14 protein-coding genes and 1 riboswitch are annotated in these 15224 nt (G+C 31.2%); of the genes, 3 read left to right on the top strand and 11 right to left on the bottom strand.

Annotated elements, in window-relative coordinates; genetic code table 11:
- Positions 1-2: 2 nt before the first annotated feature.
- The gene (locus tag AB1282_RS14605) at positions 3-956 is read right to left on the bottom strand and encodes a carbohydrate kinase family protein (protein WP_429899383.1); all 954 of its coding nucleotides are present in this window, start codon (positions 954-956) and stop codon (positions 3-5) included.
- 183 nt (positions 957-1139) lie between these two features.
- Positions 1140-1184, top strand: a riboswitch (PreQ1 riboswitch).
- 5 nt (positions 1185-1189) lie between these two features.
- On the opposite strand from AB1282_RS14605, the gene AB1282_RS14600 reads away from it, so the two are divergent.
- Positions 1190-1675 carry a QueT transporter family protein gene (locus tag AB1282_RS14600; RefSeq protein ID WP_056470694.1) on the top strand — a complete coding sequence of 162 codons (486 nt, stop codon included), beginning with the start codon at positions 1190-1192 and terminating at the stop codon, positions 1673-1675.
- 49 nt (positions 1676-1724) lie between these two features.
- On the opposite strand, the gene AB1282_RS14595 is transcribed toward AB1282_RS14600, so the two are convergent.
- Complete coding sequence (locus AB1282_RS14595; protein WP_056470696.1) at positions 1725-2102, bottom strand: VOC family protein; 378 nt, start codon at positions 2100-2102, stop codon at positions 1725-1727.
- A gap of 188 nt (positions 2103-2290) precedes the next feature.
- Here AB1282_RS14595 and AB1282_RS14590 point away from each other — a divergent pair, with 188 nt between their 5' ends.
- Positions 2291-2956 carry an O-methyltransferase gene (locus tag AB1282_RS14590; protein WP_429899382.1) on the top strand — a complete coding sequence of 222 codons (666 nt, stop codon included), beginning with the start codon at positions 2291-2293 and terminating at the stop codon, positions 2954-2956.
- 75 nt (positions 2957-3031) lie between these two features.
- Here AB1282_RS14590 and AB1282_RS14585 read toward each other — a convergent pair whose 3' ends face one another.
- Positions 3032-3160, bottom strand: coding sequence for a hypothetical protein (locus tag AB1282_RS14585; RefSeq protein ID WP_429899381.1), 129 nt, complete (start codon positions 3158-3160; stop codon positions 3032-3034).
- Positions 3161-3181: 21 nt separating this feature from the next.
- The gene (locus AB1282_RS14580) at positions 3182-3661 is read right to left on the bottom strand and encodes a GyrI-like domain-containing protein (protein ID WP_056470702.1); all 480 of its coding nucleotides are present in this window, start codon (positions 3659-3661) and stop codon (positions 3182-3184) included.
- 109 nt (positions 3662-3770) lie between these two features.
- On the opposite strand from AB1282_RS14580, the gene AB1282_RS14575 reads away from it, so the two are divergent.
- The gene (locus tag AB1282_RS14575) at positions 3771-4733 is read left to right on the top strand and encodes a helix-turn-helix transcriptional regulator (RefSeq protein WP_056470705.1); all 963 of its coding nucleotides are present in this window, start codon (positions 3771-3773) and stop codon (positions 4731-4733) included.
- Positions 4734-5154: 421 nt separating this feature from the next.
- On the opposite strand, the gene mutL is transcribed toward AB1282_RS14575, so the two are convergent.
- From mutL to AB1282_RS14540, 7 genes are all read right to left on the bottom strand, one after another.
- Positions 5155-7098: a DNA mismatch repair endonuclease MutL gene (gene mutL / locus AB1282_RS14570; protein ID WP_056470708.1), complete on the bottom strand. Its 1944-nt coding sequence runs from the start codon at positions 7096-7098 to the stop codon at positions 5155-5157.
- 112 nt (positions 7099-7210) lie between these two features.
- Positions 7211-9853, bottom strand: a complete 2643-nt coding sequence (mutS, locus tag AB1282_RS14565) for a DNA mismatch repair protein MutS (protein WP_056470711.1) — start codon at positions 9851-9853, stop codon at positions 7211-7213.
- 160 nt (positions 9854-10013) lie between these two features.
- Positions 10014-10559: an outer spore coat protein CotE gene (gene cotE, locus AB1282_RS14560; RefSeq protein WP_056470714.1), complete on the bottom strand. Its 546-nt coding sequence runs from the start codon at positions 10557-10559 to the stop codon at positions 10014-10016.
- Between the two features lie 272 nt (positions 10560-10831).
- Positions 10832-11278: a RicAFT regulatory complex protein RicA family protein gene (locus tag AB1282_RS14555; protein ID WP_056470717.1), complete on the bottom strand. Its 447-nt coding sequence runs from the start codon at positions 11276-11278 to the stop codon at positions 10832-10834.
- Entirely contained in the window at positions 11278-12807 is a 1530-nt protein-coding gene (miaB, locus tag AB1282_RS14550; RefSeq protein ID WP_056470718.1) for a tRNA (N6-isopentenyl adenosine(37)-C2)-methylthiotransferase MiaB, read from the bottom strand. Before miaB ends, AB1282_RS14555 begins: the two co-directional genes overlap by 1 nt.
- 328 nt (positions 12808-13135) lie before the next feature.
- Positions 13136-14047: a phospho-N-acetylmuramoyl-pentapeptide-transferase gene (gene mraY, locus AB1282_RS14545; RefSeq protein WP_429901146.1), complete on the bottom strand. Its 912-nt coding sequence runs from the start codon at positions 14045-14047 to the stop codon at positions 13136-13138.
- 531 nt (positions 14048-14578) lie between these two features.
- Positions 14579-15124, bottom strand: a complete 546-nt coding sequence (locus AB1282_RS14540; RefSeq protein WP_056470723.1) for a GNAT family N-acetyltransferase — start codon at positions 15122-15124, stop codon at positions 14579-14581.
- Positions 15125-15224 lie beyond the last annotated feature (100 nt).

The raw sequence follows: 15224 nt of genomic DNA, 5'->3' as shown, positions 1-15224 counted from the left end.
AACTAAAATTGCATTTCTACCCAATTAAGTTCATTAATATGGTGATCTACAACGTTACAACACATATTCGGGTTAATCGTATCGACATGTGAGATTGTAATAGAAGACATTGAAACAGAATATTTAACGGTTTCGATAATGCTCATATTATTCATATAGCCATATCCGATCCCAGCAACTAAAGCATCTCCCGCTCCTGTTACATTCACAACAGAAACTCCATCTGCTTGGATAATTCCTTCTTCTACTCCATCATTATAATAAATTCCTTCTGCATCTAAACTAATGAAAACATTTGTTACGCCTAATTCTCTAAAATATCTGCCAGCTTTTCGTACATCTTCAACAGAAGTAATTTCAAATCCACATAATACTTCAGCTTCATGGCGATTTGGTTTAATCGTATGAAAATATTGAATATAATCTCTTATTTTTGAAGCTTTTGAAGCAGAAACTGGATCTAAAATAAATTTTGTATCCTTATGGAAATTTGTTAATAAATAAGCCAAAATACTTGGATTATCCGCGTCAACTACCATATATTCAGCATTTCGAATAACTTCTGCTTTGGAGTCAATAAACTCCATTGTAAAATTGTTTGTGATATCTAAATCTACTACTGCAGAGACCATTTCTCCGCTTTCATTTAAAATAGCTAAATAGGTTGGGGTAGATTCACCTTTAATAATTAATGTATCTTCCATATCTATGTTCAAGTTTTTTGCGTGATTTAACATGTTGATTCCATTGATATCATCACCGATGACTGAAATAAACTTTGTGTTTATGTTAATCTTTGCCATATTTTCTGCAATATTACGGCAAACACCACCAAACGATACTTTTACACTGCCTGGATTTGAATCATATGGACGATAATTTTTTTTCGTAAATCCGATAATATCACATATAGAAACACCAAATACTAATATATATGGATTAGAAGGAATTGTCATTTTGTCAGTCCTTTCACTTTAAACTGAAAGAAAAATAAATTGTTTTGATTCACTAATTATACCAGTATAATATATTCTTAATAAAGTATTTTTTTTAACTTATTTTCATAATTAATTTCTTTTTTATTATTGACTAAAAATATTTTTAAGTATAATATTTATTCTTACGTTTAAAAAAATATTTTTTACGTGGTTCGAAAACCTCCCACGAAAAAAAACTAAGGAGAAACAAAATGAAGTTAAAGACAATTACTGTTAATGGAGTATTTGCTGCACTATATATTGCAGTAACGTACTTTATTCAACCGTTCGGGTTTACGAACGTACAGTTTCGTGTATCCGAAATATTTAATCACTTAGTCGTTTTTAATAAAAAGTACATATATGGAGTAGTTTTAGGAGTTATACTAGCTAATTTTTTCTTTTCTCCAATAATGGCATATGATTTAGTCTTTGGTGTTGGCCAATCGATTATTTCTTTATTAATTACAATTGCTACATCAAAATTTATAAAAGGTATTATTCCGAGAATGATTGTTAACACTGTTGTCTTTACGATTACTATGTTCTTAATCGCAATCGAATTAAAGCTAGCATTTCATTTACCTTTCCCAATGACTTATTTAACTACAGCCATTGGTGAATTTGTAGTGATGGTTGTTGGTATACCGATTATGTACTATTTAAATAAACGAGTTAAATTCGAACATCTTATTTAAGTAAAAAAGAGTTGTTTCCCTAATTGGATACAACTCTTTTTATTATGTATTATTTGTCTTCTCTTAATAAATAATCATTACCATCTTGATCGTAGAAATTAAACATTGAACCGTATGGCATTTTCATCAAATCATCAACTTTTACGCCGTTTTGTTTCATTTTTTCATAAGCTGCTTCAATATCCGTTGTACTAAAAAGTACAGATGGATGAGCTATTTTATCTGGTTTAAATTGTTCCATAGAAGATTTAGAGTAAAGAACTAAAGTAGTAAATTCGCTTTCGCTTGGACCTACTTCAATCCATTTCGCATCTGGTCCCATTGGCATTTCTATTTTTAAAACAAACCCCATTTTATTAATCCAAAAATCTTTTGCTTGCTCTTGATTTTCTACATAAACAGTAACTTTACCGATTTTATTAATCATGTAAAAATCTCCTCTACTGGTTAATTTTACTACCTATCTATTTTAGCAAACACAATTTTATAAAACAAACCGATTAAGTACTAGTTAATATAATTTTATTGTATATGACTTTTTTCCTGTAGAAGCATTTTTATGAAACAATCCCATATACTTTTTTTTAAACAGTACAATGTAAGGAGGAAATAATCTTGCCTAATAACGTAATTTGGAACGATGTTGATGAATATTTCATAGAAAAACTAATTCCGAATGATTCTATTTTAGAAAATGTATTACTTGCAAATTATCATGCCGGTCTACCTAGTATAGATGTGTCTCCTACTCAAGGTAAATTACTTTATCTATTAGCAAAAATTAAAGGCGCTAAAAACATTTTAGAAATCGGTACTTTAGGTGGATATAGTAGTATTTGGTTAGCTCGTGCACTTCCCGAAGATGGAAAATTAACAACCTTAGAAATTAACCATGAGCATGCAAAAGTAGCCGAAAAAAATATCATAGAAGCAAAATTGCAAAATAAAGTGGAAATTATAATCGGAAAAGCATTAGATACACTACCATCTCTAAAAGAATCAAATTCAATTTTTGATTTCATATTTATTGATGCCGATAAACCAAATAATCCCCACTATTTAAATTGGGCATTAAAATTAGCAACCTCTGGGGCATTAATAATTGTAGATAATGTTGTTAGAAACGGTGAAGTGATTTATCAAACAAATCAAGATGCAAGTGTCAAAGGTGTACGAAAATTAATGGATCTATTAGCTTCTGACCAACGTATTGACTCAACTGCAATTCAGACAGTTGGATTAAAAGGATTTGATGGTTTTGTGATTGGAGTTGTTAAGTAGCATTGTTAAGTAGCATTTTATAAGAGGGTGCTCAAAAGTTTACTTTTTTGTAGAGACAGTTGGGGCTATTTAGATCTAGCGTAGGGTGCTAAACAAGCATAAAAAAGAAGTATGAACAAATGTAGTAACCGTCCATACTTCTTTACTATTTAAACGGAATAATCTCAATATACGATTGTATTCTTCACCAGAGATTTTACCCATTTAATATTCCCCTTTAATTCATTATTTCTTTACAACAGGAATCCACATTTCTCCAAAGACTAAGCCGTTTCGATTTCCCATAATAACCGCTGCATTTGGCCCACCAACATATGCAAAATCCCTTACTTCTGGTAATACTTGACCAAAGGCGATGCCAGCAAGGTTATTACACAATTCATCAGCTGTATTCCCTTCTCCTTCTACAACTAGGTATACTCCTTTTGGGAATTGGATATCTCTAGATTCCTCAGGTACTGTTGCTTCTGTCATGACTCCAGCATAATGCATCATCTTGTTATTCACAGCTTCGTTTACAGAAAAAATATAGTCATTTGTAGCAATGGCTTTTAAAGCCTTCAATCTACCATCTTCTTTAATCGCACCCCAGAAGTTTTCCTTTTCTTTGTTGATCCCTGCATAATCTGTATAATCGCTTTTAAGTTCAATACCAATACCTAAAACTCTAAAACTGTCTTTTTCTTCTAATTTATAACTTGTCATATTCAAAACCTTCCTTTTTTTAAATTTATCAAGCGATTTATTTCATCAGCTGATAAGTTTATAATAAACTTAAATCATGTCAAAAAATGATACTGTTTAGGAGATACCGATGAAAAAAGTTGAACGTATTAATATCATCATGCGATATATAAACAATCGAGCAAAATTCACAATTTCAGAAATCATGCGAGAATTTAACATCTCCCGTTCAACTGCTCTAAGAGATGTCAAAGAAATTGAAGCGATGGGTATGCCTCTTGTCGCTGAAGTTGGAAGAGATGGTGGTTATTTTGTAATGAACAACTCTGTCCTTCCAACTGTTCGCTTTACAGATAATGAGATAAAAGCTCTATTTATTGCATTTATGGCCACAAGAAATAAACAACTCCCTTATCTAAAAAGTCGTCAATCTTTAACAGAAAAATTACTTGGTCTCATCACAGAAAACCAACAAGATGAACTTGTTCATTTAAATCAAATATTGCTTTTTGAAGGGACTAATCCAAAAAATCCCGACTTACTTGATCTATCAGATTTACCTCATCCAATGTTAGAAAAACTCATCCAAATCCTTCTATTGGATACTTGTTTATTGATTACCATCAAAGAAGAGTCTGAATTAATTTCTTATCCGATTTATCTTTTGCATCTATATCATGAAAAAGGCTTTTGGCTAATTGAAGGCTTTGACTTATTGGATGAAAAGAAAAAGATTTTCCCTGTCGACAATCTCATCGATGTCATACCACACCATACAAAAAAAAGATTAAGTAAAAAAAGAATTTTAGAAATACTAAGTAAGCAAGAAGAAGAAATTAATCTTATATTTGAACTTGGCCCGATGGCGATTGCTCAGTTTAAAAAGTACCATCCTTTAAAAGTCTCAATTTCTTATACAAATCCTTACCAATCCACAGCCATTCTAAGAACCTATATAAATGTTAAAAATTCTGGAGAATTAACCGAGTTTACAAATTGGCTACTTTATTTAGGTGAAGATATTAAGATAAGGAAAATTCCAGAAGAAGTCTTAGAAAGTTTACAAAAAAGAATAGACTTATTCCGCCCATAAGTAGTAGGCAACATTATTAAGAATACCCTTTTTTAAACTTTTGTATCAAATAATCAACTAAATACAATTAAAATCTGAAAATCACAAATAAATATAGCAAAACCGCAATTAAAATCTGATAACCGCAAATAAAATTAGTAAGACTGCAATTAAATCTCGAAGAATCGCATAAAGTAAAACATTACCCATACCAGTTAAGGTATTACGAACCGAAACTGGCTACTTACAATTGGAACATTTGCAAATAAGCTCTTCTTACTAAATCGAATAAAAAACAGATAAAAATCTGCTAAGTTTTATAAAAAGAATCGACTTCAAATAGATGGTCCAGCAAAAAATACCTCCCGCATATAAAAAAGTGCTGTTGTCCCATATTCAGTTAACCTGATTTATGGGACAACAGCACTTTAAAAATATAATATTACATAACGCGCTTAAACATTTTCTCAAGTTCATATGAACTAAAATGAATCACGATTGGACGTCCATGTGGGCATGTAAATGGATTGCTTGATTTTCTCAACGATTCTAATAGATTAAAAATTTCATCGTTTGTTATATATTGATTTGCTTTTATTGACGCTTTACAGCTCATCATGATGGCTTTTTCTTCACGCAGTTTTTTGATATTAATTGTTCCGCGTTTTAATAGTTCTTGAATCATTTCATCGATTAATGTATCCTCTTGCCCTTCTGGAAACCAATTTGGATGTTCACGAATGACATAACTATTCGATCCGAACTTCTCGATAAAAAGTCCAACTTCTTGGAGTTCATCATGGTATTGGTCTAATAAAATAGCTTGCTCTGGTGAAACATCAAATGTGATTGGAATTAATAAAGTTTGTAGTTCTGATGCAACTTCCCCTATTTTTTCCTTAAAATATTCATAGTAAACACGTTCCTGTGCGGCATGTTGATCAATTAAATATAAGCCTTTTTCATTTTGAGCAATTATATATGTTCCGTGCATTTGCCCGATTGGATATAAAGGAGGTAATTGGTCTATATTTTGCTCATCATATACATCTTCGTTAACAATAACTGTTTCTTCTTTATTTGATTGGTCGTCTTCATTTACAAAATTTGAATACCTTACATCTTTATTCGATTCATGCTTTTCAAAATAAAGACTCTCATAATCGGTTGGGGTTGATGAATCAATTTGAGTAATTGAATCGAATTCAGTTGAATTTTCTACATTGACCGTTTCATTAGTTTCATCTGAATAATTCGAATTAGTATTATAACGGTCTTGAAGCGAGAACGGTAATTTCTTTTCTACGTCTTCTTTTATAGAAGAATGTTCAAACGAAAATGTAGATTGTTCACTAAATACTTTTTCCTTTGGTACTGTTGACTTTATCTCTGGAATAAGGGAACGGCCTCTAAAAACTTTTTTTATACTTTCAGTAATTAATGTAAATAATTGATCCTCTTTACTAAAACGAACTTCTTGTTTTGTTGGATGTACATTTACATCGACTAATTGAGGGTCCATTTTAATAAATAACGAAACGATTGGAAAACGGCCAATTGGTAGCAAAGTATGATAGCCTTCACTAATTGATTTATTTACGCCATAGTGTTTTACATATCTTCCATTTACATATAGTGATATATAGTTTCTAGTTGCTCGTGTATATTCTGGCATAGATAAATAGCCTTCAATTTGAAAATCTAATGACTCACCTTTAAAATGAACCATGTTTTTTGCAATTTGTAGACCGTATAATGAAGCAAGAATTTGTCTTGCGTCGCCATTTCCATTACTACGGAACATTAATTTATCATTATGTTTCAAATCAAAAGCGATTTGTGGATTTGCTAATGCTAATCGATAGACAACGTCCGTTACATTACTTAATTCTGTTTGAACCGTTCTCATATATTTTAATCTAGCTGGTGTATTAAAAAATAAATTTGAAACTTCAATACTTGTCCCTTTTGATTTAGCAATTTCTTTTTGAGATTGCAAAACGCCACCTTTTAAAATTGTTTCAATTCCAGGTCCGTCTTCGGTTGATGTTTTTACTGTAACATAACTAACAGATGCAATACTCGGTAATGCTTCACCTCGGAAGCCTAATGTACGTATTCGAAACAAGTCATTTTCATCTTTTATTTTACTAGTTGCATGTCGCTCGAATGCAAGGATACTATCTTCCTTTGTCATCCCTTCGCCATTATCACTTACAAAAATTCGTGAGAGTCCACCGTCGTTAATTTCAACTGTAATACGTGTACTAACTGCATCAATTGCATTCTCAAGTAATTCCTTAACTACTGATGCAGGACGTTCTACAACTTCACCTGCGGCTATCTGATTGGCTAAAATTTCATCTAACTTCTGTATCTTTGACATAAGTGAACCTCCTCTCTAGATAAATGAACCTTACATTAAAAAAAGGTATAGTACATTATGCAGTTATCATAATTTTAACTATTAACAAAAAGAAAGGCCAATTGGCCCTCTTTTATTTTTTAACTTGCTTTTGTAGTTCATATAATAAATTAAATGCTTCCATTGGATTTAGCTCTAGTATATTGATACCTTTTAATTGATCAATCACTGGGTGGTTTTTAATCACTTCTTTAACCTTTGGTTGATTATCGTCAAATAAGCTTAATTGAGATCCAATATCTTCTTTGTCAGCTGTTTGATCAATTTCTTTTTTAGTTTCTTGTTTATTTATCATAACTTGTTCTTTGTTTATGATTTCTTCTTTAACAAAAGAATGATTATTTGATTCTAAATCATTTAATAGTTCCTTTGCTCGAATGATTACATCTTTTGGTAGATTTGCTAATTCGGCAACGTGGATACCGTAGCTTTGATCCGCTGCACCTTCAAAGATTTTATGAAGGAATAATACTTTTCCATCTTGCTCTTTTGCTGCTACGTGAATATTTTTCAAAAACTTAAGTTGATTAGCTAATACCGTCAATTCATGATAGTGAGTAGAAAAAAGCGTTTTTGCTCCGATATGATCATGTATATATTCGATCATCGATTGTGCTAAAGCCATTCCATCATATGTTGATGTTCCTCTACCAATTTCATCAAATAAGATTAAACTTTTATCTGTTGCATTCGTGATTGCATAATTAGCTTCTAACATTTCGACCATAAATGTACTCTGTCCAGAAATTAAATCATCTGCAGCACCAATTCTAGTAAATATTTGATCAAAAATAGGTAATTTCGCATATTCAGCAGGTACATAGCATCCAATTTGAGCCAATATACTTATTAACGCAACTTGTTTCATATACGTACTTTTACCAGCCATATTAGGTCCTGTAATTAAAAATTGATGAGTATCAACATCAAAATTTGTATCATTCGGAATATATTCTGAACCTAGAAGTACCTTTTCAACTACTGGATGTCTTCCATTCTTCACGATATATTCTCTTTCGTCGGTGAATGCTGGTCTAATATATCCATTTTTTTCACTTACTACAGAAAAACTTTGTAAAACGTCAATTTGACTAATTACTTGTCCTAATGTTTGAAGTCTAGATAAATATTGTTTTACTTGCTCTCGTATTGAAATAAATAACTCATATTCCAATCCAATCATTTTTTCTTCAGCTTCAAGAATCATCGTTTCTTTTTCTTTTAGCTCTTCAGTAATAAAGCGTTCTGCATTCGCTAGCGTTTGTTTACGTTCGTAACGACCTTCTGGTATTTGACTAATATTTGATCTAGTTACCTCGATATAGTAGCCGAAGATTCGATTATATCCAATTTTTAAAGACTTAATCCCCGTAATTTCTCTTTCTCTTTGCTCTAATTCCATTAGCCAACTTTTACCGTTCTTACTAACGAATCGATATTCATCTAATGTTTTATGAAAGCCATCTTTAATAATGTTTCCTTCTTTAATTGATAAAGGTGCATCTTCAATAATTGCATTCTCTAAAAGCATTTGAAGCTCTTCACATGGATCGATCTGATTAATTAGCTCATCGATCGTTTCATGACTAATTGATTTTAAAGCATGAATAATTGAAGGTACTGTTTGAAGTGAACGTTTTAATTGTAATAAGTCTCTTGCATTTACATTACCAAATGAGACTTTACCAGCTAATCGCTCTAAATCATATACATCTTTTAATAATTCTTTCAGGTCTTCACGAATAAAATAGTTTTCCATTAGCAATTCCACAATCGTCAAACGATGCTCGATTTGTTTAGTACTTACTAGTGGACGTTGAATCCATTTTTTTAGTAATCTTCCACCCATCGCTGTTTTCGTTTCATCTAATAACCAATTCAAAGAACCTTGTTTGTTTTTTGAACGTTGTGTTTCAACTAATTCAAGATTTCTCATCGAATACATGTCCATGTTTAAAAAATCATGTTGATGAATGACTATTATTTCTTGAAGATGAGAAAGTGTTCGTTTTTGTGTTCTCGATAAATAATTTAATAATCTTGCAGCAGTAGCTTTTAAACTAGTTTGATCAATTGACTTTACAACATTTGTAAACTCCTCTGATAAACGATCGTTCTCTTCAAATGAAACGGTAATTGAAAAGCTTTTTTCAAGTGTTTGAATCGCTTTAGAAGAAAAATCTTCATTTACGACTACTTCTTTCGTACCAGTTGCTGCAATTTTTAAAACTGCTTCTTCAATTGATCCACTAAGTAATAAAGCATTGCCCTCACCAGTCGTCAAATCAATCCAAGCTAAAGCATATGAACTTGGTGTTACTTCTGATAATGTTGAGATATAATGATTTTGCTTTTCATCAATCGATCTACCTTCCATTTGCGTCCCAGGAGTAATCAACTGAACAACTTCTCTTCGAACTACTCCTTTTGCAACAGTTGGATCTTCGACTTGTTCACAAATAGCTACTTTATATCCTTTTTCAACTAATTGTTCTATATATCCAGCAGCAGAATGGAATGGTACTCCGCACATCGGAATTCGTTCTTCAGTTCCTCCTGCTCGTCCGGTTAAAGTAATTTCTAAAACTTGAGATGCCTTAATTGCATCTTCAAAAAACATTTCATAAAAATCACCAAGTCTAAAAAACAAAAATGCATCTTGGTAATTTTTCTTTATATTTAAATATTGCTCAATCATTGGCGTATATGTTGCCATACTATCCTCTCCATCAAAAAACATTCTTCGCATATTATATCACATTTTGCGAAAAGGCTTAGAAAGTTAAGAAAAAGAAAACTTTCGATTGATTTCTGTTTGGAAATGCAAAATCTTTATAAATTAAAAAAGCTAGGAAGTATCACCTTCCTAGCCTAGCTTACTCTTCTTCGCCTTCTAAAACAAAATCTGGATCTAAATCTTCAAACTCATCATCTACATCAAAGAAATCGTCATCGTCGTGTACACCATGTGGTGCAACCAGTACGACTATTTTCGTTTCACCTACAACTTCAACTAAAACTTCTTTCTCTACAGTTACAATAAATCGATTTCCATTTGGAGAAATAATTGCATCTAAACAATTTGGATGTTTTAATGATCTAGCAATCACTTCACAATCTTCGCCAGTAAAGTTTTCATCTCTGTGTCTCAACTTTACTACTTCAGTATACTTAACAGACTCTGGAACTACTTCTGTTTTCGTATTGTCACCATAGGAGTACCAAATATTAATATCATATTTACCAGATACTTCTACTCCATCTTTACATTTTTTTGCATCATATACATGGTTTATAACCCAGCAGCCTAAAATACTTGATGGAGTATGATTTGGTGTGATTGTATGTGTGACTTTGTTATATTTCTTGCCTCTTCCTACGACTGCCTTCGTTATAATCTCTCTATGTTCGCGTTCAGACATAGGTGTGACCCTCCTCGTTCCATTTTCATTTCATTCTATGCGTGACATATGCGGAATGTGTTAATGACATGAAAATTCTTTTATACAAGTTAAAAAAACATGTGATGATAAATTGTATGACGACAGCCTAATAAAGTTGACTCTAAATTGAAGAATTTAAAAAATAAACATGAAAAATATGATATTTAGGCTATTTAGTAATTACTTTATTAGCTATACATAAAAAAAAGACTCAGGCAGCAAAATTAATTGCTTTCTTGAGTCTTTTTTTATTAATGGCTGCAACTATCTGTTTTGCAAGCATCAGGTCCATGTGCTACTTTTGAACCTGTCTCACCGCTTAATAAGTTACCACCTGTTGATTTAATGATTTCGTCTGTCACACCATTTGAGATCGTGTGAGCGATTAATTGAAGTAAATCATTAACTTCTACTTGAGAAGATTGGAATTCTTGTACAACTGGAATTGTTTCTAGTTTTACGTTTAATTCATCAAGCTCTTGTTCAACCTTTTTAAGTGCTTCTTTCTTACCCCAGTGCTCTAAATTAACAGCTTGTTTTTGTAATGACTTAATTTCTTCAATATAAGTTCTTACAGTTTCACTCTCATTAATTTGCGCTTCAGCACGTTTAAAAAAGTCTACTTCTTCTGTTTCAGAAATCATTACTGCTAATTCTTTTGCACGTTCAACGATATCAGTTTTTGTATATTTTCCCATTATAGCACCTCTACAGTTTCTTCTACTAATTCTCCATCTAATGACCATGTTTTAGCTTTTGTAACTTTAACTTTTACAATTTGACCAACGATTGATTTAGGACCTCTAAAGTTTACAAGTTTATTATAAGGAGTATACCCAGCAAGTACATCAGGGTTTTTCTTACTTTCTCCTTCTACTAATACATCAAGTATTTGACCTTCAAAACGTTTATTAAATTCAGCAGCTTTTTCATTTACAACATTGTTAAGACGTTGTAATCTTTCTTTTTTCACACTCTCTGATACATTATCTACCATTTTTGCAGCTGGTGTACCTTCACGTGGTGAATAAATGAATGTAAATGCTAAATCAAAACCAACTTCTTCATATAATGTCATCGTTTCTTCGAATTGCTCATCCGTTTCATTTGGGAAACCAACAATAATATCTGTAGTAAATGAAATTTGTGGCATTGCTGTTTTTAATTTTCTTACAAGTTCTAAGTATTGTTCACGATCATATTTACGTGACATTAGTTTTAGAACTTCAGAGCTACCAGATTGAACTGGTAAATGAATATGTGGCATTAAGTTGCCACCTTTTGCTAAAACTTCTATTAAATGATCATCAAAATCACGTGGATGACTTGTTGTAAAGCGAACACGTGGAATGCCAATTTTACGGATTTCATCCATTAAATGACCTAAACCATATTTACCATCATCTAAGTCTTTACCGTAAGCATTAACATTTTGACCTAATAATGTAACTTCTTTATAGCCTAGTCTAGCTAATTCACGTACTTCATTGATGATATCCTCTGGTTGACGACTACGTTCTTTACCACGAGTGTAAGGAACAATACAGTACGTACAGAATTTATCACAGCCATACATAATATTAACCCAAGCTTTAATTTCGCCACGACGCACTTTTGGAAGGTTCTCGATTACATCCCCTTCTTTTGACCATACTTCAATAACCATTTCTTTACTAAACATCGCTTCTTGAATAATAAATGGTAATCTATGAATATTGTGTGTACCAAATACCATATCAATAAATGCATGTTTTTGTAAGATTCGATTAACAACTGCTTCTTCTTGAGACATACAACCACAAATACCGATTAATAGATCTGGTCTTTGAAGTTTTAACGGTTTTAAGTGACCAATTTCACCAAACACTTTATTTTCAGCATTTTCTCGAATTGCACATGTGTTTAATAGAATAATATCAGCATCTTCAACTGATGTAGCGATTTCATAACCCATCGTCGTTAAAATACCTGCCATAACTTCAGTGTCATGCTCATTCATTTGACAGCCATAAGTACGGATTAGGAATTTCTTACCTACACCTGAATTTCTCATTTCTTCAGGTATTTCGAAACCACGATCATACGTAACTTCTTCTTTACCTCGACGCTTCGCATCAGCTAAAGATGGAGCTTGGTAAACTTTTTCAAAATATTTACTGTAATCTTTATCATTTTTATCTTTTGTATTATTTATATTAGTGCCTTGAAGGCGTTGTTGTTCGTTCATGAAACAATCTCCTTTCTTCTCGAGCGTCTACACATTACTTAAGTATATAACGTTATTCTACAATATACAATGTGACTTACGCAAAAAAGAAAGCTGATAATACTAGTATATTTGAATAATTTTATTCATTATTTAAAAAACAATTCTTTAAATAATAAAGCGCTTTAATTATTTATAGAAGAATATTGATTTCCAATATAAGGTACTCACACTTGGAACGTGACCCGTGACCCTCGTGTTTTAATAGTACTTTTTTGCAACATAAAAAGAGAATCCATCAAAGGATCCTCTTAAATTAAAAATTCTCAGTATGATATGGGTCCTCAGCTTACATAAAAAAATAAAAATATAAATAACTTAAAAAACAACCTGTCCAGGAAACAATCGTAAAATTCATGACAATGATATTTTCTGACCAACCATATTTAATTCCATAGTGAAAATGTATAGGGGCCATAAGAAATAGCCTTTTTCTAGTTTTTTTAAAGTAAAAAACTTGAAAAATAACGGAAAACTGTTCAGCTAAATAAATAAAAAACAACATAGGAATCAAGATTTCTACTTTTTCTATTATCGCTAAAAAAGATAAAGAACCACCAATTGCCATTGAACCGGTATCGCCCATAAATGCTTTAGCTGGATATAAGTTATAAATTAAAAAACCAGCTAAACTAGCGATCATTATTAAACTAAAAATTTTCACTTCAATATGATCTGAAATCAGAAAAAAGAAAAAGAAGGTAGGGATTGATACCATACCAAGGAGTCCGTCCATCCCGTCAGTAAAATTAATAGCATTAGCTGACCCTACAATAAATAAAGTGATTAGAGCCAAATATACCCATAATGGTAAAAAAATACTTATAGAATCCGAAATACGAAAGGCTGTGTCTAATTTAAAATAATTAATTAATACTATAAGTAAAAAAATAGTAAAAGAAAATTGAAAAACTAGTTTTGTTCTAGCTGATATTCCCCCTGGATCCTGTTTTGATGCTTTCCAAAAGTCATCAAGAAAACCAACAACACTGAATAAAATAAAAGTTCCAACTAAAAAAAGCATTAGTGGACTAGAATAATTAAGGAAAGCTACTAAAATACCAATCAGAAATATACTTCCTAGCATTAAAGGAGTCCCCTTTTTATTATGGTGCTCAGCTGGTAATTCCGCTCTTATAGGCTGTGTCAACTTCAATCTTCTTAACGTAGCAATTAAAAAGGGTGAAAGAATACTTACCAATATAAAAGTTAATAAAGCAGGTACGAGTGAGAATAACAAGATTTTTCTCCCTTCAATTATTTTTAATTAAGAAATTCGATACTATCAAACGATTTCCTTTATTTCCCTACTTTTTAAATTTAAGAAATTATTTATGTTTTACTCTTTAATTAAAAAAGGAGTGTAACCCAAATAGGAACCCTACATTTTTTATTGTGGGAAATATTCTTAGAGAATCGTTAAGTATGTTGGCAAAACTGCAATTAAAAATCGCAAAACTGCAAATAAATTTGATAGAACTGCAATTAAACTTAAAAATTACCTATACCCGTTAAGGTATAATGTCCTAATAATTTAAATCTTTTAAATTAAAAACAAATAAAATTGCTCTTATGTTTACTAAATCGAATAAAAATTTGTTACTTTTCTATTAAAAAGAACAATTAAATCAAATACAAATGAAAACTTAAGTTGAAATACCTTCCACTTCTTATATCGCCATAGTTGAGAACGTTATAAAATGTGAAACCTCATTTTTTCTCCTTAATTTTACTATTTTAATATATCACTGATTTTAATTTTCCAAATCATATGATCATATCCTTTTTCCCAATAATCATTTAATAAATAATCAGGTTCCCCAAATTTCTTTTTCCAGATTTTTTGGGCATTAGTATAGCCACTATCTAAACAAAACTCTTTTATCCCTTTATTCTTTAAAGTAACGTACATTTTATTTAATAATAAATTTCCTATTCCATTTTTTTGATAGTCTGGATGTACAAATACAGTGCCGATCTCAAGTAGCCCTTTTAATGCATGGTTTGTACAATTTAATATAAGATCACTAGCTGGACCGAATTCAATCGAACCAATAATCATTTCGTTATCTAGAGCAATCAAAAAAAATCGTTCCTCACCATTACTTTCAAGATCATTTTCTAAATATTTTCCTTTTGTTTCGATTTCATCATTCATACTTTCAACCTGATTGCTAATACCTTCTTTTGAAAAAGTGTCAGTAATTACTATTTTAAAAAATTGATTTAACTCTTTAATGTCCTCTTTTTTCGGTCTTCTTATTTTAATATTCATCATCAAAAACACTCCTAACTACAAATTACTTCAACATAAATTGGGAGTATCCTTCATAATAAATATATTTAAGATATAAAATAAAAAAACTCCTCAAAAATGA

This window comes from Gottfriedia sp. S16(2024), from assembly GCF_050473765.1.
In the GTDB taxonomy this organism is placed as follows: domain Bacteria; phylum Bacillota; class Bacilli; order Bacillales; family Bacillaceae_G; genus Gottfriedia.
The sequence above is the reverse complement of the archived record's forward strand: the minus strand, read 5'-3'. Positions and strand labels throughout refer to the sequence as shown.